Origin of the sequence: Pseudomonas sp. ChxA (assembly GCF_030263855.1) — a bacterium.
Taxonomy (GTDB): domain Bacteria; phylum Pseudomonadota; class Gammaproteobacteria; order Pseudomonadales; family Pseudomonadaceae; genus Aquipseudomonas; species Aquipseudomonas fluorescens_CB.
This window is the reverse complement of record NZ_JARPMK010000001.1, coordinates 4,019,273-4,045,001: the sequence shown is the minus strand read 5'-3', so window position 1 is coordinate 4,045,001 and position 25,729 is coordinate 4,019,273. Positions and strand designations below refer to the sequence as shown.

The 25,729-nt window shown below is 60.8% G+C and carries 16 protein-coding genes; 7 read left to right on the top strand and 9 right to left on the bottom strand.

What is annotated here, in order from left to right:
- Window positions 1–28: 28 nt before the first annotated feature.
- The 7 genes from P5706_RS18010 to P5706_RS17980 all read right to left on the bottom strand — a co-directional run bounded on the left by P5706_RS18010 (window position 29) and on the right by P5706_RS17980 (window position 8,320).
- Complete coding sequence (locus P5706_RS18010; RefSeq protein ID WP_200434329.1) at window positions 29–1,510, bottom strand: mannitol dehydrogenase family protein; 1,482 nt, start codon at window positions 1,508–1,510, stop codon at window positions 29–31.
- Window positions 1,511–1,526: 16 nt separating this feature from the next.
- Window positions 1,527–2,630, bottom strand: a complete 1,104-nt coding sequence (locus P5706_RS18005) for an ABC transporter ATP-binding protein (RefSeq protein ID WP_200434330.1) — start codon at window positions 2,628–2,630, stop codon at window positions 1,527–1,529.
- Between the two features lie 22 nt (window positions 2,631–2,652).
- A complete protein-coding gene (locus P5706_RS18000; protein ID WP_078742104.1) occupies window positions 2,653–3,483 on the bottom strand; it encodes a carbohydrate ABC transporter permease in 831 nt (276 codons plus the stop codon).
- Between the two features lie 10 nt (window positions 3,484–3,493).
- The gene (locus P5706_RS17995) at window positions 3,494–4,384 is read right to left on the bottom strand and encodes a carbohydrate ABC transporter permease (RefSeq protein ID WP_056859283.1); all 891 of its coding nucleotides are present in this window, start codon (window positions 4,382–4,384) and stop codon (window positions 3,494–3,496) included.
- Window positions 4,385–4,550: 166 nt separating this feature from the next.
- The gene (locus tag P5706_RS17990; RefSeq protein WP_502945510.1) at window positions 4,551–5,834 is read right to left on the bottom strand and encodes an ABC transporter substrate-binding protein; all 1,284 of its coding nucleotides are present in this window, start codon (window positions 5,832–5,834) and stop codon (window positions 4,551–4,553) included.
- A 218-nt stretch (window positions 5,835–6,052) separates the two neighbouring features.
- Window positions 6,053–6,958 carry an AraC family transcriptional regulator gene (locus P5706_RS17985; RefSeq protein WP_200434332.1) on the bottom strand — a complete coding sequence of 302 codons (906 nt, stop codon included), beginning with the start codon at window positions 6,956–6,958 and terminating at the stop codon, window positions 6,053–6,055.
- Window positions 6,959–7,030: 72 nt separating this feature from the next.
- Window positions 7,031–8,320 carry a glycosyltransferase gene (locus P5706_RS17980; RefSeq protein ID WP_285680570.1) on the bottom strand — a complete coding sequence of 430 codons (1,290 nt, stop codon included), beginning with the start codon at window positions 8,318–8,320 and terminating at the stop codon, window positions 7,031–7,033.
- A gap of 158 nt (window positions 8,321–8,478) precedes the next feature.
- Here P5706_RS17980 and tpx point away from each other — a divergent pair, with 158 nt between their 5' ends.
- The 7 genes from tpx to P5706_RS17945 all read left to right on the top strand — a co-directional run bounded on the left by tpx (window position 8,479) and on the right by P5706_RS17945 (window position 22,584).
- Window positions 8,479–8,979, top strand: a complete 501-nt coding sequence (gene tpx, locus P5706_RS17975) for a thiol peroxidase (RefSeq protein ID WP_200434334.1) — start codon at window positions 8,479–8,481, stop codon at window positions 8,977–8,979.
- Window positions 8,980–9,209: 230 nt separating this feature from the next.
- Window positions 9,210–10,514, top strand: coding sequence for an MdtA/MuxA family multidrug efflux RND transporter periplasmic adaptor subunit (locus tag P5706_RS17970; RefSeq protein ID WP_200434335.1), 1,305 nt, complete (start codon window positions 9,210–9,212; stop codon window positions 10,512–10,514).
- Window positions 10,511–13,612, top strand: coding sequence for an MdtB/MuxB family multidrug efflux RND transporter permease subunit (locus P5706_RS17965; RefSeq protein ID WP_200434336.1), 3,102 nt, complete (start codon window positions 10,511–10,513; stop codon window positions 13,610–13,612). The genes P5706_RS17970 and P5706_RS17965 overlap by 4 nt, the downstream gene beginning before the upstream one ends.
- Window positions 13,609–16,716, top strand: a complete 3,108-nt coding sequence (locus P5706_RS17960) for an efflux RND transporter permease subunit (RefSeq protein ID WP_285680567.1) — start codon at window positions 13,609–13,611, stop codon at window positions 16,714–16,716. The genes P5706_RS17965 and P5706_RS17960 overlap by 4 nt, the downstream gene beginning before the upstream one ends.
- Window positions 16,717–16,838: 122 nt before the next feature.
- On the top strand, window positions 16,839–18,251 hold the full coding sequence (locus P5706_RS17955; RefSeq protein WP_244657906.1) for an efflux transporter outer membrane subunit: 1,413 nt from the start codon (window positions 16,839–16,841) through the stop codon (window positions 18,249–18,251).
- Window positions 18,252–19,686: 1,435 nt separating this feature from the next.
- Window positions 19,687–21,783, top strand: coding sequence for a putative bifunctional diguanylate cyclase/phosphodiesterase (locus tag P5706_RS17950; RefSeq protein ID WP_285680565.1), 2,097 nt, complete (start codon window positions 19,687–19,689; stop codon window positions 21,781–21,783).
- Window positions 21,784–21,837: 54 nt separating this feature from the next.
- Window positions 21,838–22,584: an SDR family oxidoreductase gene (locus P5706_RS17945; RefSeq protein WP_200434233.1), complete on the top strand. Its 747-nt coding sequence runs from the start codon at window positions 21,838–21,840 to the stop codon at window positions 22,582–22,584.
- Between the two features lie 132 nt (window positions 22,585–22,716).
- Here P5706_RS17945 and mapR read toward each other — a convergent pair whose 3' ends face one another.
- Both mapR and ccoG read right to left on the bottom strand, forming a co-directional pair.
- The gene (mapR, locus tag P5706_RS17940; protein WP_285680561.1) at window positions 22,717–24,126 is read right to left on the bottom strand and encodes a GntR family transcriptional regulator MpaR; all 1,410 of its coding nucleotides are present in this window, start codon (window positions 24,124–24,126) and stop codon (window positions 22,717–22,719) included.
- A gap of 157 nt (window positions 24,127–24,283) precedes the next feature.
- Complete coding sequence (gene ccoG, locus P5706_RS17935; RefSeq protein ID WP_285680559.1) at window positions 24,284–25,693, bottom strand: cytochrome c oxidase accessory protein CcoG; 1,410 nt, start codon at window positions 25,691–25,693, stop codon at window positions 24,284–24,286.
- Between the last annotated feature and the right edge of the window lie 36 nt (window positions 25,694–25,729).

Genomic DNA, 25,729 nt, shown 5'->3' with positions numbered 1-25,729 from the left:
GCTCCCACATGAGCCAGCTCGCACAGGTTTAATCGAGTTTCTTCAGCAGTTGCTGCAGGGTTGCGGTGACACCGTGGTCGCGCAAGCTGGCAAAGCAACGCTCAAACGCTGCCACAAACTCAGCCGAGTTGGGAATAGCCTTGCCAAAAATCTCTTCCACACCCAGCAGGCGCTGGCTGATCAGCGCATCATCACTCACCAGCCCCTGGCAGAACTCGGCGCGCGGATCCGGGATCTTGTAGGTCACGCCGTTTTCATCAACGCCCTTGAGGTACAGCGCCCAGGCTGCGACAACCAGCGCCGCGCGTTCGGTCTCGCGCCCATCGGCAATCAAGCGATTGATGGTCGGTACGGTGAACTTGGGAAACTTCGACGAGCCATCGGAACACACACGCTCCAACTGGTCGGCAATCGCCTGGTTGGAAAAGCGCTCCACCAGCGTCTGCTTGTACTGGGTCAGATCAATGCCCGGCACCGGCGCCAGGTTTGGCGTGACGTCCAGGTCCATGTAGGCGCGCATGTAGGCGACAAACACCGGGTCATTCATGGTGTCGTGCACAAACCGATAACCCTTGAGAAAACCCAGGTAAGTAAGGGCCAGGTGGCTGCCATTGAGTAGGCCGATCTTCATCTCTTCATAAGGCGTGACGTCATCGGTGAACTGCACACCGACGGTTTCCCACGCCGGGCGGCCGTTAACGAATTTGTCTTCCAGCACCCATTGTACAAACGGCTCGCACACCACCGGCCAGGCGTCGTCGATACCGTGTTCGTCGTGCAGTTGCAGGCGGTGGGCGGTGCTGGTCATGGGCGTGATGCGGTCGACCATGGCATTCGGGAAGCTCACGTTGGCCTTGATCCAGTCATGCAGCTCGGCGTTGTGCAGGGCGGCAAATGCCAGCAGGGCCTTGCGCGTGACGGCGCCGTTGTGCGGCAGGTTATCGCAGGACATCACGGTAAACGCTGGGGTGCCGGCGGCGCGACGTTGGGTCAGTGCGGCGCAGATAAACCCGAATACGGTTTTCGGTGCATTGGGGTGCGCCAGGTCGTGCTGGATCTGCGGCAGGTGCGCCATGAACTCGCCGTTACTGTCGTCGATGCAGTAGCCGCCTTCGGTGATGGTCAGCGAAACGATGCGAATCTGCGGGCTCGCCAGCTTGTCGATCAGCGCCTGGGCGCCGTCTTCGGCCAGCAGCATATCGCTGATGGCGCCGATCACGCGCACTTCGGTGTCGTCGGTGTCACCCAGTTCATACAGGGTGAACAGGTAATCCTGGCCGGCCAGGTCGTCGCGGGCCTTGCGGTCTTCGCTGCGCAGGCCGACGCCGCAGATGCTCCAGTCCAGGTCAACGCCGGTGTTCATCAGCGCATCGGTGTAATACGCCTGGTGCGCGCGGTGGAAGCCGCCGACGCCGATATGCGCGATGCCCTGGCTGGTGCTGGCAATGGCGTAGGCGGGGATTTTTACTTGCGGCGCCAACTGGGTGAGGTTCTGTTTATTCAGTTTCATCACAACTCTCGCAAAATCAGGCGGCAGCGCGCAGTGGACGAGCCACGGCCACGCCATCGGTGTCGAACAGATGGCAGTGCGCCGGGTCCAGGTGCAGGTGCAGGGTTTCGCCGTATTGGCTGGCCATGTCGCCGCGAATCCGCATGGTCAGCGGCTCGCCGTTGGCGGTGATGACGTGGCAGAAGGTATCGCTGCCTAGACGCTCGCCGACGTCGGCGGTGACGGTCAGGGTGGTTTGCCCAGGCGCGGCAATTTCCAGGTGTTCGGGGCGAATGCCCAGGGTCACGGCGCTGCCCACACTCAGGCTGGCACCGCTCAATGGCAGGCTGATCAAGGTGCCGGCGTCCAGCTGCACGTCGCAGCCCTGGCCCTCGATGCGGGTGACTTTGCCCTTGAGGAAGCCCATTTTCGGCGTGCCCAGAAAGCCCGCCACAAACAGGTTGGCCGGCTGGTGGTACAGCTCCAGCGGCGAGCCGACCTGCTCGATACGGCCGCTGTTGAGTACCACCACCTTGTCGGCCAGGGTCATGGCCTCGACCTGGTCGTGGGTCACGTAAATCATGGTGGCTTGCAGCTCTTTATGCAGGCGCGCCAGCTCCAAGCGCATCTGCACGCGCAGGGCGGCGTCGAGGTTGGACAGTGGTTCGTCGAACAGGAAAATCTTCGGGTTACGCACGATGGCGCGGCCGATTGCTACACGCTGACGCTGGCCACCCGAGAGCTGCTTGGGCTTACGCTCCAGCAACGGGCCGAGTTCCAGAATGCGCGCGGCTTCGTTGACTTTGCTCTCGACGATTTTTTTGTCGACGCCCGCCAGGTCCAAGGCAAACGACATGTTCTTGCGCACGCTCATGTGCGGGTACAGCGCATAGGTTTGGAACACCATGGCCAAATCGCGCTTGGCCGGGGTGACTTCAGTGATGTCACGCCCATCCAGTTCGATGGTGCCTTCGGTGACTTCCTCAAGGCCGGCGATCAAACGCAGCAGGGTGGATTTACCGCAGCCCGACGGGCCGACGAATACCACAAATTCCTTGTCGTTCACCTCAAGGTCAATACCCTTGATGATCGAGAAACCTTCGAAGCCTTTTTGCAAATTCTTGATTTTCAGGTTGGCCATGATGGGCCTCCGCTTGGAATTATTATTTAACTGCGCCGAAGGACAAGCCACGCACCAGTTGCTTCTGGCTGATCCAGCCAAAGATCAGGATCGGCGCACAGGCGAGGGTCGAGACGGCGGACAACTTGGCCCAGAACAAGCCTTCGGGGCTGGAGTAAGAGGCGATCAGTGCGGTCAGCGGTGCGGCATTCGAGGAGGTCAGGTTCAGCGACCAGAACGCCTCGTTCCAGCACAGGATCAGCGACAGCAGCACAGTGGAGGCCAGGCCGCCCTTGGCGATCGGCAGCAGCACGCGGACCATTTCCTGCCACAGGGTGGCGCCGTCCAGGCGTGCGGCTTCAAGGATGTCCTTGGGGATATCCTTGAAGTAGGTGTACACCATCCACACCACAATCGGCAGGTTGATCAGGGTGTAGATGATGATCAGCGCAATGCGCGTATCCAGCAGGCCCATGCTCTTGGCCAGCAGATAGATCGGCATCAGCACACCCACCGGCGGCAGCATCTTGGTCGACAGCATCCACAGCAAAGTGCCCTTGGTGCGCTTGGTTTCATAGAACGCCATGGAATAGGCGGCCGGCACCGAGATCAGCAGGCACAGGGCAGTGGCGCTGAACGAAATCACCACCGAGTTCCAGGCGTAGGCGAAGTAGTTGCTGCGCTCGTTGATGTGCAGGTAGTTCTCCAGCGTCGGCGTGAAGATGAACTGCGGCGGCGTGGCGAACGCGTCGATTTCGGTCTTGAAGCTGGTCAGCACCATCCAGAAGATCGGGAAGAAAATCAGGATCGCGATGGCCCAAGCCAACGTGCCGAGCAACAGGCTTTGCAGGCGGCGGGATTGTTGAAGCGTCATGGCGCGGCCCTCAAGGCTTGTCAGTCAGGTTTTTGCCGATCATCCGCACCAGGATGATCGCCGCGATATTGGCGATGACCACGGCAATCAAGCCGCCGGCCGAGGCCATGCCCACGTCGAACTGCACCAGCGCCTGGTTGTAGATCAGGTAGGCGAGGTTGGTCGAGGCGTAGCCGGGACCACCGTTGGTGGTGGTGAAGATTTCGGCGAATACCGAGAGCAAAAAGATCGTTTCGATCATCACCACCACGGCAATCGGCCGCGCCAGATGCGGCAGGGTCAAGTGCCAGAAGATCGCGATGGCGCCGGCACCGTCCAGGCGTGCGGCTTCTTTTTGTTCCTGGTCGAGGGACTGCATGGCGGTCATCAGCAGCAAAATAGCGAAGGGCAGCCACTGCCACGACACAATGATGATGATCGACAGCAACGGGTAGTGCGCCAGCCAGTCCACCGGCTCGGCGCCGAACAGCTTCCACACGGCAGCGAGAATCCCTGACACCGGGTGGAAAATCAGGTTCTTCCAGATCAGCGCACCGACGGTGGGCATGATGAAGAACGGCGAAATCAGCATCACCCGCACGATGCCACGGCCAAAAAACTCACTGGCTTCCAGCAAAGCGCTGATCAACACGCCGAACACCACGCTGATCAGCAGCACGCTGCCCACCAGTAACAGGGTGTTGGTGGCGCCGGGCAAGAAGCCCGAGTCGGTGATGAAGTAGGTGAAGTTCTCCAGCCCCACGAATTGGTTTTCGCCAGGGTAGAGCAGGTTGTAGCGGATCAGCGAAAAGTACAGGGTCATGCCCAGCGGCACGATCATCCACAGCAGCAGCATGGCCACCGAGGGGCTGACAAGGAACCAGCCGGGGTTGGCCAGGCGGTTTTTGGGTGTTGTATTCATTAGGATCAAGACCAGTCGGGTGCATGCAAAACTAGAATCGGAGCGCGCTCAATGTGGGATCTGGCTTGCCTGCGATGGCATCACATCGGTCTGGCTGACAGACCGAGTCGCCCGCATCGCAGGCAAGCCAGCTCCCACACAAAGCATTTATCGCGGTGATGCTGAGTTACTTGGGGTAACCCGCCCGCTTCATCTCACGCTCGGTAGTGGTCTGCGCGGCGGTCAAGGCTTGGTCCACCGTCTGCTGACCGGTCAGCGCACCCGAGAAGAACTTGCCGACCTGGGTACCAATCGCCTGGAACTCAGGAATGGTCACCAACTGGATACCGATATACGGCACCGGCTTGAGCGTCGGTTTGGTCGGGTCTGCGACTTTCAGCGATTCGAGGGTCACCTTGGCGAACGGCGCGGCTTTGAGGTATTCGTCGCTGTAGGTCGATTTGCGCGTACCAGGCGGTACGTTGGCGATGCCGTCGGTCTTGGCTACCAGCTCGCCATATTCCTTGGACGTTGCCCAGGTGGTGAACACCTTGGCGGCGTCCTTGGCTTTGGAACTGGTCGGGATCGCCAGGCTCCAAGAGTAAAGCCACGAGGTGCCCTTGTCGGTCTTTTCGTGCGGGGCGAAGGTGAAGCCGACGCTGTCAGCGACCTTGCTCTGCGACTTATCGGTGACGAACGAGCCGGCCACACTGGCATCGACCCAGATCGCGCATTTGCCGCTGTTGAACAACGCCAGGTTTTCGTTGAAACCGTTGCTGGAAGCACCCGGCGGGCCGGATTTCTTCATGTTGTCGACGTAGAAGTTCAACGCCTCCTTCCACTCAGGGCCGTTGAATTCCGGCTGCCACTTTTCATCAAACCAGCGCGCCCCGTAGCCGTTGGCCAGGGTGGTGATCAGCGCCATGTTCTCACCCCAACCGGCTTTGCCACGCAGGCACAGGCCGTATTGCTCTTTGCTCTTGTCGGTGAGTTTGGCCGCGTATTCGCCGATCTGGCTCCAGGTCGGGTGCTCGGGCATGCTCAGCCCGGCGTTCTTGAACAGGTCGGTACGGTAGTAGGTAATCGAGCTTTCGGCATAGAACGGCAGGGCATACAGCGAGCCTTTGACCGACAAGCCGTCACGCACCGAAGGGAACACGTCGTCGAGGTCGTAGGACGCCGGCAGATCTTTCATCGGCTCCAACCAACCTTTGGCGCCCCACAGTGCAGCTTCGTACATGCCGATGGTCAACACGTCGAACTGGCCGCCTTGGGTGGCGATGTCGGTGGTCAGGCGTTGGCGCAGTACGTTTTCTTCAAGCACCACCCAGTTCAGCTTGATGTCCGGATGCTCGGTCTCGAAGGTTTTCGAGAGCTTTTGCATGCGGATCATGTCGCTGTTGTTGACGGTGGCAATGGTCAGGGTTTGCGCGCCAAAGCTGACGGCGCTGAGGGTCATGCAGGTAGTCATGCAGGTGGAGACAAGCAGTGCTTTTGCTGTGAACTTCATCGCGCACTCCATTTCCGCGCCCAGGGGGCTACAGAAGGACAGTTATTGTTGTTGTGTCTTCCTACAAGGTGTCAGGAAGAGTGTGCGTTGATTACAGCCTTCAATTGGGGTTATGACAAATCCTTGGGCGCACTGGAGCTGATACTTTTTTGCACTCGACAAGTCATGGGCTGAAACCTTTAAGCCAGGTTCTGTTCGGTCAACCGTTGCACCGCCAGGCGTCGGTAGTGAGACGGCGTCATGCCCTTGAGCTGCTGGAAGCGCCGGTTAAAGTTGGAGATATTGTTGAAACCCGACTCAAAGCACACATCGGTGACGGCCTTGTCACCATCCGCGAGCAACTCGCAGGATTTGCTGATGCGCAGCCGGTTGACGAATTCGATGAAGGTGCGCCCGGTGGCCTGCTTGAACACGCGGGAAAAGTACGTGGGCTTCATTCCCAGGTGCTCGGCTACTTCCTCCAGCGACAATTCGCGGGCGTAGTGGGCAAAAATGTAGTCCACCGCGCGGTTGGTGCGGTCAATGCTGTGTTCATCGGCCAGTTGCGGTGTGTTCACGCCGGACAACAGTTGGTAGTCGTCACAGGCGCTCAACACCTCCAGCAGAATAAAGAAGTGCCCCAGGCGCGCCATGCCCTGGGCGTCTTCGATGCGCTGCATCAGGGTCATGGCTTGGGCGATGGTTTTTTTGCACCGGAACTCGATGCCGTACTGCGCCCGTTCCAGCATCGGCGCCAGGGTCTTGAGTTCGGCAAACACTGGGCTGCCCTGTTCAAACAGTTCGTCGGTGAAGTTCACCAGCATGTCGCGCTTGGGTACCACCTCATCTTCCTCTACCTGGCTGATCCAGTTGTGGGGCAGGTTAGGGCCGGTGAGGAATAGGCTTTCGGGGTAGAAGTTACCGATGTAGTCGCCGATAAATACTTTGCCTGAGCTGGCAACGATAAGGTGCAGCTCGTATTCCTTGTGGAAGTGCCAGCGCACCAGTGGGCAGGGGAAACCGTGCTGGCGATAGATGATGGACAGACCGTTGTGATCGTCCATCAACTCGTAGGAAGGGTCGGTGATTCGCATTGCTCGGGTCATGCTGCCGTCGCTTTATTGTGGTTGCTGCGTAGGATAATGCCTCCTTGCGCGCAACCTCGCCAGCGCCATCCTTTATACGCTGCGGTTTTTTGCCTCGATCCACTGCGACATGTACTGGGTGCTTTTATGCGCGTGGTGACGCAGCATGCTGCCGGTGAAGTTGTCCCGGCGATGGGCGGCGAGGCCGCTGCGGCAATGTTCCAGGCAGGCTACCAGGGCGGGGCCATGCAGGCTCTGGTCGTAGCGCCGAGCCAGCAAGCGGCGGCCGTCTTCCTGGGCCTGAGTCCAATGCTCACGGTCTTGATACAGCGCCACGGCGGCAGCGGCCAGGGCCTCGGCACTCTGTCCGATAACACCGGGCCACGGCTGATCGTCGCCCATGGCCTCGGCGCCAATCGGCGTGGTGATGTTTGGCGTGCCGCAGAGCATGGCATCCATCAGCTTGCCCTTGATGCCGGCGCCAAAACGCAGCGGCGCCAGGCAGATGCGCGCAGCGCCCATGACCCGCAGCGCATCTTCAGCCCAGTTCATTACATGAAAACCTTGCGCCGGGTTGTGCAGGGCGGTGGCCTTGGGCGGCGTATAGGCGCCGTAGATATGCAGCTGTGCTCCCGGCAGTTGCTGGCGGATCAACGGCCACAGGCTGTTCTTCATCCACAGCACCGCATCCCAATTGGGCGCATGGCGGAAATTGCCGATACTGAGGAAGTGCGCGCGGTCTTCAAACGGCGCAAAGGCTTCAGCCGGCGGCTCGAGCATCAACGGGCACCAGTGGAGCAGGGCGGCGGGCACCTTGAATTGCTCGGTGAGCAGGCGGATTTCTACATCGGAAATCATCAGGCTGATATCACAGCGGTAAATGGCGGCGATCTCGCGCTTGGCGATGTCGGTGTCGGCCATCAATTGGAATTCTTCCTGCAGTGCCGGCTCGAACAGCGCGCTGAAGTCGTCGCTGTCCGGGTGGGCCTTGAGCTGGGCCTTGAAACGCTGCTGACGCGCATCACGCAGGCATTGCAGGTCGGAGGTTTCCAGCACGCGCAGCGCGTCAGGGCAGCTTTGCTCCACGCGCCAGCCGAACTGTTCCTCCATCATGAAACGGTCGAACAACACGATATCCGGGGCTAACGCGCGGATAAAATCGTCGAAGCTGCGGTTGTTGAGCTCGATGGCGCACTCGGCGATGCCCAGGGCAGGCAAGTCGGCCTTGTGTTCACCAATGGTCGCCGGGCTGCTGAAGGTAATGTCCCAACCCTGGTCCAGGAAGCTTTGCAGAATCTGCATCATATGCCCGCCGGCGGCTGAGGAGCGAGGCTCCGGCCAGACATAACCTATGACCAGGACTTTGGTGGCGGGCTGATTCATCTAAAGCAGATCCTTGAAGGGCGGGCAAAAAACGCGCAATTAAACCACACCTGCGTGGCATGACAATTTGTGTCCGGTGGTAGGTAGTCACTGCGCTTTGTGGTTAACTTCGGCCTCTCGAATTCGTTTAACCAAAACCCAGCATAAGGATTCCGTTCATGGCTCAAGTCACCCTTCGTGGTAACCCTGTCCAGGTTGAAGGCGAATTGCCGAAAACCGGTTCCACCGCTCCAGATTTCAGCCTTGTCGCTGTAGACCTGTCCCAGGCAAGCCTGGAAACGTTCGCCGGCAAGCGCAAAGTGCTGAACATCTTCCCAAGTGTCGATACCCCGACCTGCGCAACATCGGTGCGTAAATTCAACGCCCAGGCCAACGATCTGAGCAACACCGTGGTGCTGTGCATCTCCTCCGACCTACCATTTGCCCAGAAGCGTTTCTGCGGCACTGAAGGCCTGGACAACGTGCTGAGCCTGTCGGACTTTCGCAACGCCGACTTCGCCGTTGACTACGGTGTGTCCCTGGCCGATGGCCCACTGCAAGGCCTGACCGCCCGTGCCGTGGTGGTATTGGACGAAAACAACAACGTGCTGCACAGCGAACTGGTGCCAGAAATCGGCCAAGAGCCAAACTACGAAGCAGCCCTGGCTGTTTTGAAGTAACTGTTTCGGCGCATTACTGTCATTTTGCAGTAGCACGCTTGATGCAAGATTGCGGCCTGGCCTAGTCCAGGCCGTTTTTATTTGCGCTTCAGACGTTTAGCGAAATAGCCAACGGACTAAGCTCAGAAGTTAAAAGTTGTAATCCAAGGTAAATAGCCGGTAAAGGCGCTTTTCTTAATGCGCCCCAGTGCTTATCTTTCAGCCTCCCAAAGAAGAAGCTCTCGCGCCCAATGGTTGATCACTCCATGCAATCCTCCCCCCGCAATTCCCGCCGCTGGCTATTCGGCCTGCTCGTGCTATTGGTTATCGCCGGCCTGTGCTGGAAATTCTGGCCCGCCGGCCATAAAGATGCCAGCACGCAGAAACCGGCTGGGCATACCGGCAAAACGGGAATGGCGCGGCCTGGTTTCGGTGGTTCCACCGGCCCGATCCCGGTGCGCGTGGCGCCAGCGGTACTGGGTGAGTTCCCGGTGTACTACAAGGCCTTGGGCACGGTAACCGCGCTCAATACCATTAATGTGCGCAGCCGGGTAGGCGGTGAGCTGGTCAAGATCGCCTTTGAAGAAGGCCAGATGGTCAAGGCCGGCGACTTGCTCGCGGAAATCGACCCGCGCAGCTACCAGAACGCCTTGCTCCAGGCCCAGGGCACACTGCTGCAGAACCAGGCACAACTGAAAAACGCCCAGGTTGATGTGCAGCGTTACCGTGACCTGTATGCCCAGGACAGCATCGCCAAACAGACCCTCGACACCGCCGAAGCCTTGGTCATGCAGTATCAGGGCACCGTCAAGACCAACCAGGGCGCGGTGGACGACGCCAAGCTCAACCTCGAATTCACCAAGATCCGCGCCCCAATCAGCGGCCGGGTCGGCCTGCGTCAGGTCGACGTCGGCAACCTGGTGGCAGCCAACGACACCACGTTCCTGGCGGTGATCACCCAGACCCAGCCGATCAGCGTGGTCTTCACCCTGCCGGAAAACACCCTCGACACCGTGCTCACCCGTTACCACGCCGGCAACAAACTGCCCGTGGAAGCCTGGGACCGTGGCGATGTGAAACAGCAGGCGGTTGGCGTGCTGCAGAGCCTGGACAACCAGATCGACGTGACCACCGGCACCCTCAAATTCAAAGGCCGTTTCGATAACAAGGACCAGGCGCTGTTCCCCAACCAGTTCGTTAACGTGCACCTGTTGGCCGACACCTTGCACAACGTGGTGTTGGCGCCGTCGGCTGCTATCCAGTTCGGCAATAGCGGCACCTTCGTCTACAAGCTCGACGGTGACAAGAAGGTCAAGATGCAACCGTTGGTAGTCGGCGATACCGATGGCGACAACACGGTGATCAAGGAAGGCCTGGTGGCCGGCGACCGCGTGGTCCTGGAAGGCACCGACCGCCTCAAGGACGGCAGCGAGATTGAAGTGGTCAATGACAGCAGCGAAGTGCCGACCACGCCGACCGAACACCTGCAAGGCAAGCCTGCGGCAAAAGGGGAGACCGGCGCTAACGCCGGCAAGGCGCAAAAGGTCGGTTCATGAACCTGTCGCGACTGTTTATCCTTCGCCCGGTTGCCACCACGCTGAGCATGCTGGCCATCGTCCTGGCCGGCATCATTTCGTACCGATTGTTGCCAGTCTCGGCCTTGCCTCAGGTGGACTACCCGACCATCCGGGTGATGACCCTGTACCCCGGCGCCAGCCCGGACGTGATGACCAGCGCAGTGACGGCGCCGCTGGAGCGGCAGTTCGGGCAAATGCCCGGCCTCACACAAATGGCCTCGACCAGTTCGGGTGGCGCCTCGGTGCTGACCCTGCGTTTTAACCTCGACATCAATATGGATGTCGCTGAGCAACAGGTGCAGGCCGCGATCAACGCCGCGACCAACCTGCTGCCCAAGGACTTGCCGGCGCCGCCGGTGTACAACAAGGTCAACCCGGCGGATACCCCGGTGCTGACCCTGGCGATTACCTCCAAGACCATGTTGCTGCCCAAGCTCAACGACTTGGTTGATACGCGCATGGCGCAAAAAATTGCACAGATCAGCGGCGTCGGCATGGTCAGCATCGCCGGTGGCCAGCGTCAGGCCGTGCGTATCAAGGTCAACCCCGAGGCCCTGGCGGCCAACGGTTTGAACCTGTCGGACGTGCGCACCCTGATCGCCGCCTCCAACGTCAACCAGCCCAAGGGTAACTTCGACGGCCCCACGCGGGTGTCGATGCTCGATGCCAACGACCAGTTGGTCTCGCCCGAGCAATACGCGCAGTTGATCCTGGCCTACAACAATGGCGCGCCTTTGCGCCTTAAAGATGTGGCGCAGATCGTCGACGGCGCCGAAAACGAACGCCTTGCCGCCTGGGCCAATGAAAACCAGGCGGTGTTGCTCAATATCCAGCGCCAACCCGGCGCCAACGTGATCGAGGTAGTGGACCGCATCAAGGCGCTGCTGCCGAGCATCACCGACAACCTGCCGGCGGGCCTGGATGTGACGGTGCTTACCGACCGTACCCAGACCATCCGCGCCTCGGTGAAGGACGTACAGCACGAATTGCTGATCGCCATTGCCCTGGTGGTGATGGTGACGTTCCTGTTCCTGCGCCGGGTCAGCGCCACGATCATTCCGTCGATCGCCGTGCCGCTGTCGCTGGTGGGCACCTTTGGCGTGATGTACCTGGCAGGCTTCTCCATCAACAACCTGACACTGATGGCGCTGACCATCGCCACCGGGTTTGTAGTGGACGATGCCATCGTGATGCTGGAGAACATCTCGCGCTATATCGAGGAAGGCGAGACGCCCATGGCGGCTGCGCTCAAGGGCGCCAAGCAAATCGGGTTCACCCTGATTTCCCTGACCCTGTCGCTGATCGCGGTGCTCATTCCGCTTCTGTTCATGGCTGATGTGGTTGGGCGGCTGTTCCGTGAATTTGCCATCACCCTGGCGGTGGCGATCCTGATTTCCCTGGTGGTGTCCCTGACCCTGACGCCGATGATGTGCGCGCGCCTGCTCAAGCGCGAACCCAAGGAAGAAGAACAAGGCCGTTTCTACAAGGCCAGCGGCGCCTGGATCGATTGGTTGATCGAAGCCTACGGGCGCAAATTGCAGTGGGTGCTCAAGCACCAGCCGCTGACCCTGCTGGTGGCCATCGCCACCCTGGGTCTTACCGTGGTGCTGTACCTGGTAGTGCCCAAGGGCTTTTTCCCGGTGCAGGACACCGGGGTGATCCAGGGCATCTCGGAAGCACCACAGTCGATTTCGTTTGCCGCCATGAGCCAGCGCCAGCAGGAGTTGGCCAAAGTGATCCTGGCCGACCCGTCGGTTGAAAGCCTGTCGTCCTACATCGGTGTGGATGGCGATAACGCCACCCTCAACAGCGGCCGTTTGCTCATCAACCTCAAGGCCCACGGCCTGCGCGACGTGAGCGCGGCCCAGGTGATCACGCGCCTGCAACCGCAGATCGACAAGCTGGTGGGCATTCGCCTGTTCATGCAGCCGGTGCAGGACCTGACCATTGAAGACCGCGTGAGCCGCACCCAGTACCAGTTCAGCATGTCCTCGCCGGACGCCGACCTGCTGGCGCTGTGGAGCGACAAGCTGGTACACGCCCTCAGCCAGTTGCCGGAACTCACCGATGTGGCCAGCGACCTGCAGGACAAGGGCCTGCAAGTGTTCCTGGTGATCGACCGCGACGCCGCCTCGCGCCTGGGCGTGAGTGTGTCGACCATCACCGACGCGCTGTACGACGCTTTCGGCCAACGGCAGATTTCCACCATCTACACCCAGGCCAGCCAGTACCGCGTGGTCTTGCAGGCGCAATCGGGTGAAACCCTGGGGCCTGCTGCACTCAACCAGATCCATGTGAAAACCACCGACGGCGGCCAGGTGCGGTTGTCGAGCCTGGCGCATGTGGAACAGCGTCAGGCGCAACTGGCAATCGCGCATATCGGCCAGTTCCCGGCGGTGATGATGTCGTTCAACCTGGCCCCAGGCGTCGCGCTGGGCAAAGGCGTGGAGCTGATCAACCAGACCCAGAAGGACATCGGCATGCCGGTGGGCGTGCAGACCCAGTTCCAAGGCGCGGCCCAGGCGTTCGAAGCCTCGCTGTCGAGCACCTTGTTGCTGATTCTGGCGGCGGTGGTGACCATGTACATCGTGCTCGGCGTTTTGTATGAGAGTTACATTCACCCGATCACGATTCTCTCCACGTTGCCATCCGCCGCAGTCGGCGCTTTGCTGGCGTTGCTGCTCAGTGGCAATGACCTGGGCATGATCGCGATCATCGGCATCATCCTGCTGATCGGTATCGTCAAAAAGAACGCGATCATGATGATCGACTTCGCCCTCGACGCCGAACGCAACCAGGGCCTGGACCCGCAGACGGCGATTTATCAGGCGGCGTTGCTGCGTTTTCGGCCGATTTTGATGACTACCCTGGCAGCCTTGTTTGGTGCGGTGCCATTGATGCTGGCCAGCGGTTCGGGCGCCGAACTGCGCCAACCGCTGGGCCTGGTGATGGTCGGCGGCTTGCTGGTGAGCCAGGTGCTGACGCTGTTCACCACGCCGGTGATCTACCTGTATTTCGACCGCCTTGGCCGCCGCTGGCGCAAAGAGCCGCAGAGCCTGGAGCCGGTTGAGTCATGAACCTGTCCGGACCTTTTATTCGCCGGCCGGTAGCCACCATGCTGCTGAGCCTGGCGATCATGTTGCTCGGTGGCGTCAGCTTCAACTTGCTGCCGGTTTCGCCCCTGCCGCAGATCGACTTTCCGGTGATCGTGGTGTCGGCCAGCTTGCCTGGCGCCAGCCCGGAGGTGATGGCCTCGACAGTGGCGACACCGCTGGAGCGCTCATTCGGCGCGATTTCCGGCATCACCACCATGAGCAGTTCATCGAGCCAGGGCTCGACGCGGGTGATTCTGGCATTCGATTCCGGCCGCGATATCAACGGTGCGGCGCGCGAAGTGCAGGCGGCCATCAATGCCTCGCGCAACCTGCTGCCCAGTGGCATGCGCAGCATGCCGACCTACAAGAAAATCAACCCGTCCCAGGCACCGATCATGGTGCTCTCGCTGACCTCTGACGTGCTGCAAAAAGGCGAGCTGTACGACCTGGCCTCGACCATCCTTTCGCAAAGCCTGTCCCAGGTGCCGGGCGTGGGCGAAGTGCAGATCGGCGGCAGTTCCTTGCCGGCGGTGCGTATCGAGCTGGAACCCAAGGCGCTGGACCAGTACGGCGTGGCCCTGGACGATGTGCGCAACACCATCGCCAATGCCAACCAGCGCCGGCCCAAGGGTTCCCTGGAAGACAGCGAGCGCAACTGGCAGATCCAGGCCAATGACCAGTTGGAAAAGGCCAAGGACTACGAGCCGCTGCTGATCCGTTACCAGAACGGCGCAGCCTTGCGCCTGGGGGATGTGGCGAAGATCAGCGACGGCGTGGAAGACCGCTACAACAGCGGCTTCTTCAACAATGATTCGGCGGTGCTGTTGGTGATTAACCGCCAGTCGGGCGCCAACATCATCGAGACCGTCCGGCAGATCAAGGCCCAGTTGCCGGCGTTGCAGGCGGTGCTGCCGTCCAGCGTCAAGCTCAACCTGGCCATGGACCGTTCGCCGGTGATCACCGCAACCCTGCATGAAGCCGAGATGACCCTGCTGATTGCCGTGGCCCTGGTGGTGCTGGTGGTGTACCTGTTCCTGGGGAACTTCCGCGCCTCATTGATCCCGACCCTGGCGGTGCCGGTGTCGCTGGTCGGCACCTTTGCGGTGATGTACCTGTTTGGGTTTTCGTTGAACAACTTTTCGCTGATGGCACTTATTCTGGCCACCGGCCTGGTGGTGGACGACGCCATTGTGGTGCTGGAAAACATTTCCCGGCATATCGACGACGGCGTGCCGCCGATGAAGGCGGCGTACCTGGGCGCCGAAGAAGTCGGCTTTACCTTGCTGTCGATGAACGTGTCGCTGGTGGCGGTGTTCCTGTCCATCCTGTTTATGGGCGGCATTGTCACCAACCTGTTCCGTGAGTTTTCCATCACCTTGTCGGCGGCGATCATTGTGTCGCTGATCGTTTCGCTGACCTTGACCCCGATGCTTTGCGCGCGCTGGCTCAAACCGCATGTCAAAGGGCACATGAGCGGTTTGCAGCGCTGGAGCCAGAAGATCAACGACCGCATGGTTGCGGCCTACGCCACCAGCCTGGACTGGGTGCTGCGCCACCGGCGCCTGACCCTGCTCAGCCTGTTGGTCACCGTGGGCGTGAACATCGCGCTGTACGTGGTGGTACCGAAAACCTTCATGCCGCAGCAGGACACCGGCCAGTTGATCGGCTTTGTGCGCGGCGATGACGGGCTGTCGTTCAATGTGATGCAGCCAAAAATGGAAACCTTCCGCAAGGCGGTCCTCAAGGATCCGGCAGTACTCAGCGTGGCCGGTTTTATCGGCGGTAACAACGGCACCAACAACGCGGTGATGCTGGTACGCCTCAAGCCTATTGCCGAGCGCAAACTCTCGGCCCAGGCAGTGATCGAGCGGCTGCGCAAGGACGTGCCGCTGGTGCCGGGCGGCCGCCTGTTTCTGATGGCCGACCAGGACCTGCAATTTGGCGGCAGCCGTGACCAGACCAGCGCCCAATACTCCTACATCCTGCAAAGCGGTGACCTGGCTGCCTTGCGCTTGTGGTACCCGAAAGTGGTCGCTGCCTTGCGCGAGCTGCCGGAGTTGACCGCCATCGACGCCCGCGAAGGTCGCGGTGCGGCGCAGGTGACGTTGGTAGTCGACCGCGACCAGGCCAAGCGCCTGGGCATCGACATGAGCATGGTCACGTCCGTGTTGAACAACGCCTACAGCCAACGGCAGATTTCCACCATCTACGACAGCCTCAACCAGTACCAGGTGGTGATGGAGGTCAACCCGAAATACGCCCAGGACCCGATCACGCTGAACCAGATGCAGGTGATCACCTCCACGGGCGCGCGAGTGCCGTTATCGACCATTGCCCATTACGAAAACAGCCTGGCCGACGACCGCGTCAGCCATGAAGGCCAGTTCGCCTCGGAAAACATTGCCTTCGACATGTCGCCTGGGGTGACGGTGGAGCAGGGCACGGCCGCTATCGAACGGGCGATTGCCAAGGTCGGTTTGCCCGAAGACGTGATCGCCAAGATGGCCGGCACCGCCGATGCCTTTGCGGCGACGCAGAAGGGCCAGCCGTTCATGATCCTCGGCGCGCTGGTGGCGGTGTACCTGGTGCTGGGCATTCTGTATGAAAGCTATATTCACCCGCTGACCATCCTCTCGACCTTGCCGTCGGCGGGTGTCGGGGCGCTGCTGTCGATCTATCTGCTGGGCGGCGAGTTCAGCCTGATATCCCTGCTGGGCCTGTTCCTGCTGATCGGTGTGGTGAAGAAGAATGCGATCCTGATGATCGACCTGGCGCTGCAACTGGAGCGCCACGACGGCATGAGCCCGTTGGAGTCGATCCGCAGCGCTTGCCTGCTGCGCCTGCGGCCGATTTTGATGACCACGCTCGCCGCGATCCTCGGCGCCTTGCCGTTGCTGCTCGGTTCCGGCGATGGCGCCGAAATGCGTCAGCCGCTGGGCCTGACCATCATCGGCGGGCTGGTGTTCAGCCAGATCCTGACCCTTTACACCACCCCGGTGGTTTACCTTTATCTTGACCGCGCGCGCCACCGCTTCAACGCCTGGCGCGGCGTGCGTACCGATGCTGCCTTGGATACTGCGCTATGACCGATTCAACGAATGCCGCGACCCTGTGGCGAGGGAGCTTGCTCCCGCTGGGCTGCGCAGCGGCCCCTAACCAGCGCCCTCGCCACACCACACGTATCGGCAAGGGTGTGAAGGGCCTAACGATGCTGCTGTGCGGCGCCTTGCTCAGCGCCTGCGCCATCGGCCCGGATTACAAACGCCCGGAGGTGGTCGAACCCGCGCAGTTCAAGCAAGCCCAGGGCTGGCGCCAGGCCAACCCGAGCGATTCCCTGGCCCGTGGCGCCTGGTGGGAGTTGTATGGGGACCGTCAACTCAATGAACTGGTCACGCGCCTTAACAACTCCAACCAGACCGTGGCCCAGGCCGAAGCGCGCTTTCGCCAGGCCCAGGCCCAGGTGCGCAGCGCACGCGGGGCGTTTTTCCCAACGGTGGACCTCAGTGCCGGTAAAACCCGTGCCAGCCAGGGCACCGGCAGCAGTAATGCCAGCCTCAGCAGTTCCAGCAGTGGTATCCGCGACACACTCAATGCCCAGTTGGGCGTGAGTTGGGAGGCCGATGTGTGGGGCAAGTTGCGCCGTGGCCTTGAGGCCAATGAAGCGACGGCTGAGGCCAGCTCGGCGGATTTGGCGGCGATGCGGTTGAGCCAGCAATCGGAGTTGGTGCAGGACTACCTGCAACTGCGCGTGATGGACGAACAGACGCGTCTGCTGCAGGCCACGCTGGAGACTTATCAGCGCTCGCTGAAGATGACTGAAAACCAGTACCGGGCGGGCGTTTCCGATAAGGCTGCGATTGCTCAGGCACAAACTCAACTGAAGACCACCCAGGCCAGCTTGATCGACTTGATCTGGCAGCGCGCGCAGTTGGAAAACGCCATTGCGGTGTTGATCGGCGAAGCGCCGGCCAACTTCAATCTGGCGGTGAGCAAAGACATTCCAGCCTTGCCGCAGATTCCGCTGAGTGTGCCGTCGCAATTGCTGGAGCGGCGCCCGGACATTGCGTCGGCAGAGCGCTCAGTGATTGCGGCCAACGCGAATATCGGCGTGGCCAAGGCGGCGTATTACCCGGACCTGACCTTGAGCCTGGCGGGTGGGTATTCCAGCAGCACCTATGCGGATTGGATCAGTTTGCCCAACCGGTTCTGGTCGGTGGGGCCAAAGCTTGCGATGACCTTGTTTGACGGTGGGCAGCGTTCGGCTGAGGTTGATCGTAGCGTGGCGTCCTATGACGAGACGGTAGCCAAGTATCGTCAGACTGTACTGGATGGTTTTCGCGAAGTGGAAAACTATATGGTGCAGTTGAAGGTGCTGGAGGACGAGGCGGTGGTCAGCAATGAGGCCCTGGAGGCCGCGCGGGAGTCCCTGCGGTTGACGCAGAATCAGTATAAGGCTGGGTTGATTGCCTACCTGGATGTGGTGACCGTGCAGGCCACTGCGTTGAGTAATGAGCGCACCGTGCTGACCTTGTTGCAGACCCGGTTGGTCGCGAGTGTCCAGTTGATTGCGGCGATGGGCGGCGGCTGGGATGGGCAGACGTCTTTGGCTGAAAAACAGTGACTGAGTAGCTTTTAAAAAATCAAGCGCCTCCCCAAGGCTGAGCGCTATCCCTGTGGCGAGGGAGCTTGCTCCCGCTGGGCAGCGCAGCGGCCCCATAAACCTCGCGGGCGCTGCGCACCCGAACGGGAGCAAGCTCCCTCGCCACAACAGCCCGCTCTCGTCATTCCTCGGCACACCGCCGATCAAAATCCGCGGAGTAGGCTGTAAAAACAACTCAAGCGCCTCCCCAATCAAGGCTGAGCACTATCACTGTGGCGAGGGAGCTTGCTCCCGCTGGGCTGCGCAGCGGCCCCATAAACCTCGCGGGCGCTGCGCACCCGAACGGGAGCAAGCTCCCTCGCCACAACAGCCCGCACTGGTTACGCCTCGGCACACCGCCGATCAAAATCCGCCCAGTGGGTTGTAAAAACAACTCAAGCGCCTCCCCAATCAAGGCTGGGCGCTATCCCTGTGGCGAGGGAGCTTGCTCCCGCTGGGCTGCGCAGCGGCCCCAAAAACCATGCGGGCGCTGCGCACCCGAACGGGAGCAAGCTCCCTCGCCACAACAGCCCGCACTGGTTACGCCTCGGCACACCGGCGATCAAAATCCGCCGAGTAGGTTGTAAAAACAACTCAAGCGCCTCCCCAATCAAGGCTGAGCGCTATCACTGTGGCGAGGGAGCTTGCTCCCGCTGGGCTGCGCAGCGGCCCCAAAAACCTTGCGGGCGCTGCGCACCCGAGCGGGAGCAAGCTCCCTCGCCACAACAGCCCGAACTGGTTACGCCTCGGCACACCGCCGATCGAAATCCGCCCAGTGGGTTGTAAAAACAACTCAAGCGCCTCCCCAATCAAGACTGGGCACTATCACTGTGGCGAGGGAGCTTGCTCCCGCTGGGCTGCGCAGCGGCCCCAAAAACCATGCGGGCGCTGCGCACCCGAACGGGAGCAAGCTCCCTCGCCACAACAGCCCGCACTGGTTACGCCTCGGCACACCGCCGATCAAGATCCGCCGAGTAGGTTGTAAAAACAACTCAAGCGCCTCCCCAATCAAGACTGGGCACTATCACCGTGGCGAGGGAGCTTGCTCCCGCTGGGCTGCGCAGCGGCCCCATAAACCTTGCGGGCGCTGCGCACCCGAGCGGGAGCAAGCTCCCTCGCCACAACAGCCCGCACTGGTTACGCCTCGGCACACCGCCGATCAAAATCCGCCCGTGCCGGTTCAATCGCCTCCGGGATTTTAAAGTGGCCGATCCTGTCGGACCGAGCCTGATATTCAAGCAGATGGTCCGTTTCAGCGGGCTAAAGCAGGTGGCGTTTTAAGGTCAGTAGATTGGCGCCAAAATGCCACTGATGGCCCCATGATAATTAATCAAACCGGCAATAATTATTCTCGCTACAATCGCCCGCTTTGCCACTTGGCACGGGCGTTTCAGGCCCGTCAGTCTTGAGAGTTTGCATGCTGATCGGTAGTTATTCCCCCTCTCTGGTCGTGATCTCCCTGTGCGTTGCGATCCTGGCGTCCTATACCGCGCTGGACTTGGCTGGCCGTATTGCGACCGCCAAGGGCCGCGCGGTGTACCTGTGGATGGCCGGTGGGGCATTGGCCATGGGCGTGGGCGTGTGGTCCATGCACTTTATCGGCATGTTGGCGTTGCGCCTGCCATTTGCGCTCGGGTTTGACCTGGGCATTACCGCGCTGTCGTTATTGATCGCCGTATTATCCAGTGGCTTTGCACTGTGGCTGGTCAGCCAGCCACGTCTGCCGGCCTGGCAGTTGGCGTTTGGCGCACTGGTGATGGGGGCCGGTATTGCCAGCATGCACTACACCGGCATGGCCGCGATGCGCATGACTCCGGGCATCGACTACGACCCGGCGCTGTTTGGCGCTTCGTTGTTGATCGCCGTGGTGGCGTCCGGTGCGGCCTTGTGGATCGCTTTCAACCTGCGGCGCAACACGCCTTACGTGCGCCTGGCGCGGGGCGGCGCCGCAGTGGTGATGGGCATTGCGATCGTCGGTATGCACTACACCGGCATGGCTGCCGCGCGTTTTGATGACAACAGTTTCTGCGGCGCCGCGCTGACGGGCCTGAGTGGCAAGGGCCTGGATAACCTGGTGCTGGTCACTTCGCTGGCGGTCTTGATCATCGCGTTACTGACCTCGTTGCTCGACGCCCGCCTGGAAGCCCGCACTGCCGTGCTCGCCGACTCACTGACCCTGGCCAACCAGGAACTCACCCATCTGGCCCTGCATGACATGCTCACCGGCCTGCCTAATCGCACCTTGCTCGCCGACCGCATTCAACAGGCCATACAGGCAGTGAAAGAGCAGGGTGGTTGTTTTGCATTGATGTTTATCGACCTGGACGGTTTCAAGCCGGTCAATGATGCTTTTGGCCATCACCTGGGTGACCAATTGCTGCGCGAAGTGGGTTTGCGTTTGCGCGAAGACCTGCGCAGCCAGGACACCTTGGCACGCATCGGCGGTGACGAGTTTGTGTTGCTGGTGCAGTTGACTCAGCCGGACGACGCCATGGGCTTGGCCGAGCGCCAGGTCGGCTTGATCAACCGTGCGTTCAAGGTGGCCGAGCACGAACTGAAGATCTCCGCGAGCATTGGTATTGCCATGTTCCCCGGCAACGGCGGCACCCCCCAGGAACTGTTGATGAACGCCGACGCTGCGATGTACCACGCCAAGGGCATGGGCAAAAACGGCTACAGCTTCTTTGATGTGTCGATGAACACCAATGCGCGCAAACAGCTGCAGTTGTTGCAGGACCTGCGCAACGCCGTTGAGCACCAACAGTTCCGCCTGTACTACCAGCCCAAGTTCGACGCACTCAGCGGTATTGCGGTCGGTGCCGAAGCGTTGTTGCGCTGGGAGCATCCACAGCAGGGGCTGTTATTGCCGGCGATGTTTATCGAGCTGGCGGAAAAAACCGGGTTGATCATTCCCATCGGCGAATGGGTCCTCAACGAAGCTTGCCGCCAGATGGCCGTGTGGTATGCGCAGGGGTATGAAGACTGGCGCATTGCGGTCAACCTCTCGGCGTTGCAGTTTTGCCATGCAGGGCTGGTCAATAGTGTCGCAGCGGCGCTGGAGCGTCACCAGTTGCCGGCCAACAGCCTGACCCTGGAAATCACCGAAACCACCGCCATGAGCGATGCCGATGCGAGCATGACCGTGTTGCAGCAACTGTCGGACATGGGCGTGGACCTGTCCATCGACGACTTTGGCACCGGCTATTCGAGCCTGATGTACCTCAAACGCCTGCCTGCCAACGAGCTGAAGATCGACCGCGGGTTTGTGCGTGACCTTGAACACGACAGCGACGACGCCGCCATCGTCTCGGCCATTGTCGCCCTCGGCCAGGCACTGGGGCTGCGCATTGTCGCCGAAGGCGTGGAGACCGATGTGCAGCAGAGTTTCCTCACCCGGCTGGGGTGCAACTCCCTGCAAGGCTATTTGCTCGGTCACCCATTGCCGGCCGAGGGTTTCATGGCTGATATCCAGCGCGCCGAAGACGCCATAGCGCCTGACAAAAGCTGTGGATGACGGGTATTCTTGGATCCAACCTTAAACCGTTGGTTTATTCAGGAGACCGCACGCATGGACAAAGTCGTCATTATCACCGGGGGCAGCCGTGGTATCGGCGCCGAGACGGCCTTGTTGGCTGCGCGCCAGGGCTATCGTATTTGCATCAACTTCCAGTCCGATGAGGCGGCGGCCCAGCGTGTGCTGGAACAAGTGCGTGCCTTGGGCGCACAAGCCATTGCGGTGCGGGCCGATGTCAGCATCGAAGATGAAGTGATTGCATTGTTCAATCGCGTTGACGCCGAGCTGGGGCGCGTGACGGCACTGGTCAACAACGCCGGCACCGTGGGGCACAAGTCGCGGGTCGATGAGATGTCCGAGTTCCGCATCCTGAAAATCATCAAGACCAATGTGCTGGGGCCGATCCTGTGCGCCAAGCAGGCGGTGCTGCGCATGTCACCCAAGCATGGCGGGCAGGGCGGCAGCATCGTCAACGTGTCGTCCGTCGCCGCGCGCCTGGGTTCGCCGGGTGAATACGTCGACTACGCCGCGTCCAAGGGCGCACTGGACACCTTCACCATCGGCCTGTCCAAAGAGGTGGCGGGCGAGGGGATCCGCGTCAACGCGGTGCGCCCTGGTTATATCTTTACCGATTTCCATGCTTTGAGCGGTGACCCGGATCGGGTCAGCAAACTGGAGTCCGGTATTCCCATGGCCCGCGGCGGGCGCCCGGATGAAGTGGCGGAAGCGATTATCTGGTTGTTGTCGGACAAGGCCTCGTATACCACTGGCACTTTTCTGGATTTGGGCGGTGGCCGTTGAGGCTTTAGCGCCAGCCAAGGTGCCATCGCGGGCAAGCCCGGCTCCCACAGTGGAACGCATTTCACTGTGGGAGCCGGGCTTGCCCGCGATGGTGTCAGATAAGGCAACAACCGAGCCTGGAAGGACCGCACACTAGAAGGACCGCACAATGCGCCCGAGTGTTTCCATGGCCTTCTCCGAGGCCTCGGTCCACGGGCTGCCATAGTTCAAGCGAATGCAATTTCTGAAGCGCTGGGTTGCCGAAAAAATTGGCCCCGGCGCGATGCTGATGCCCTGGGCCAGGGCCATCTGGAACAACTTCAACGAGTCCGTTTGCTCCGGCAGTTCGAGCCACAGGAAATAGCCGCCGGCCGGCTGGCTGACCCGCGTCTGTGCCGGGAAGTAGCGCGCGATGGCGGCCAGCATGGCGCTCTGCTGTTCTTCCAGGGCGTAGCGCAATTTGCGCAGGTGCCGGTCATAGCCGCCGTGTTGCAGGTAGTCGGCAATCGCCGCCTGGGCCGGCATCGAGGGGCACAGTGACGTCATCAGCTTCAGGCGTTCAACCTTCTGCGCATAGCGCCCGGCCGCGACCCAGCCGACGCGATAGCCAGGTGCCAGGCTCTTGGCGAAGGAGCCGCAGTGCATCACCAGCCCTTCGGTGTCGAAGGCCTTGGCCGGTTTTGGCGCGTGCTGCCCGTAATACAACTCGGCGTATACATCGTCCTCGATCAACGGCACTTGATGGCTGCGCAGCAGTTCTACCAGTGCCTGTTTTTTCGCCTCTGGCAGGGTGGCGCCCATCGGGTTCTGGAAGCTGGTCATGGTCCAGCAGGCCTTGATCGGGTAGCGCTCCAGGGTTTGCGCCAGGGCATTGAGGTCGATGCCGTCGCGCGGGTGTACGGGGATTTCCACCGCCTTGAGCTTCAGGCGTTCGAGCACTTGCAGGCAGGCATAAAACGCCGGGGCTTCGATGGCGACCAGGTCACCCGGTTCGGTCACCGCTTGCAAGCACAGGTTCAGCGCTTCGAGGGCGCCGTTGGTGATCAACAGCTCTTCCATCGGCAGCATCAGGCCGCCCACCATGTAGCGCAGGGCAATCTGGCGGCGCAGTTGCGGGTTGCCCGGCGACATGTCGGTGACCACCAGGCGCGGGTCCATCTCGCGGCCGGCGCTGGCCAACGAGCGCGCCAGGCGTGGCAACGGGAACAACATGGGGCTGGGGAACGCCGAGCCGAACGGTACGGTGTTGGGGTCCTTGATGGAGTCGAGCACTGAGAACACCAGCTCACTCACATCGACTTGGGTGGACTCATGCACGTGTTCACTCACCACCGGCTCGGAAAACGGGCTGGGCGCGTGAGTGTTGACGAAGTAACCGGAGCGCGGCCGCGCACGGATCAGGCCACGGCGTTCCAGCAGGTAGTAGGCCTGGAACACCGTGGACGGGCTGACGCCGTAAGTCTGGCTGGCATAGCGCACCGACGGTACCCGTTGGCCAGGGCCGAGGACGCCGGAGCGGATCAGTTCTGCGATGTCGTCGGCAAATTTTTCGTAGCGTTTCATGGCGGCCTGATTAACTTTCTAAAAAATTGAACGCCGACTCAATGTGGGAGCTGGCTTGCCTGCGATGACGGTGGCACATTCAACATCATCCGTGCCAGACCGGACGCCATCGCAGGCAAGCCAGCTCCCACACTTGATCTTCTGTGTGTGTTGAATATCAACGATTCAACGGCGCCACAAAACGACTGTCCGCTGCACTGTAAATCCACGGCTCATCCACATCCACAACCTTGAAGCGCAGGGTCTGCGAGCTGCTCGCCGGTTTATCGGCCAGCAACGCCACCGACACCGGCACATCGCTGATTTCCCCCGGTGCCAGGCTGAGCTGGGTCTTGCCTTGCAACTGGAAGCCCTCGGCGTCCACCAGTTCCAGGCGGTAGTCCTGGCGCTGTTGGGTCTTGTTGATGACCTTTAAGCTGTAGATGTTTTCGATCAATCCCTGGCTGTTTTCACGGAACATGCCTCGGTCCTTGGTCACGTCCAGCGATACCATTGGCCGCTCAATCAAGGCCACCACCATGGCCGCGATCATCACCAGCAGCACGGCACTGTAGCCGATCAGGCGTGGCCTGAGCAGGTGGGTTTTGCCGCCTTGCAGTTGATGTTCGCTGGTATAGCTGACGAGTCCACGGGCATAGCCCATCTTGTCCATGATTGAATCGCAGGCGTCGATGCACGCCGCGCAGCCGATGCATTCCATTTGCAAACCGTCACGGATATCGATGCCGGTGGGGCATACCTGCACGCACAGCTGGCAGTCGATGCAGTCCCCGAGGCCAACCTGCGCCGGTTTCACCTCGCGTTTGCGCGGGCCACGGTTTTCACCACGCGCCGCGTCGTAGGAAATGGTCAGGGTGTCTTTGTCGAACATCACGCTCTGAAAGCGTGCATACGGGCACATGTGCATGCACACCGCTTCGCGCAGCCAGCCGGCGTTGAGGTAGGTGGCTGCGGTAAAAAACACCACCCAGAACAGGCTCACGCCGCCCATTTGCCAGGTCAGCAACTCAGTGGCCAGCGGCCGGATGGGCGTGAAGTAGCCGACAAAGGTCAGCCCGGTCAGCACGCTGATACCTAGCCACAGCGTGTGTTTGGCCGAACGCCGCGCCAGTTTGTTCAGGCTCCAGGGCGCCGCTTGCAGTTTGATGCGTTGGTTGCGTTCACCTTCGGTGACCTTTTCACACCACATGAACAGCCAGGTGAACGAGCTTTGCGGGCAGGTGTAGCCGCACCATACGCGGCCGGCAAATACGGTTATTGCAAACAGGCCGAAAGCGCAGATGATTAATAGCGCCGACAGCAGGATGAAATCCTGGGGCCAGAAGGTGGCGCCGAAGATGTGGAATTTGCTTTCGGCCAAGTCCCACAGCACGGCTTGGCGCCCGGACCAGTTCAGCCATACGGTGCCAAAAAAAGCCAGGAACAGCACAGCGGCGCCGCTCACCCGCAAGGTGCGGAATACGCCGGTAAAACTGCGGGTATGGATCAGGTTGTCACTGGATTTGGCCTTCACCTTCTTTGGGTGTATGGGCTCAAAGGTGTCCACGGTTGGGATTCTTTCGCTCATGGTCATTCGCTCATCAGCCTCCATCAGGCCAATGAA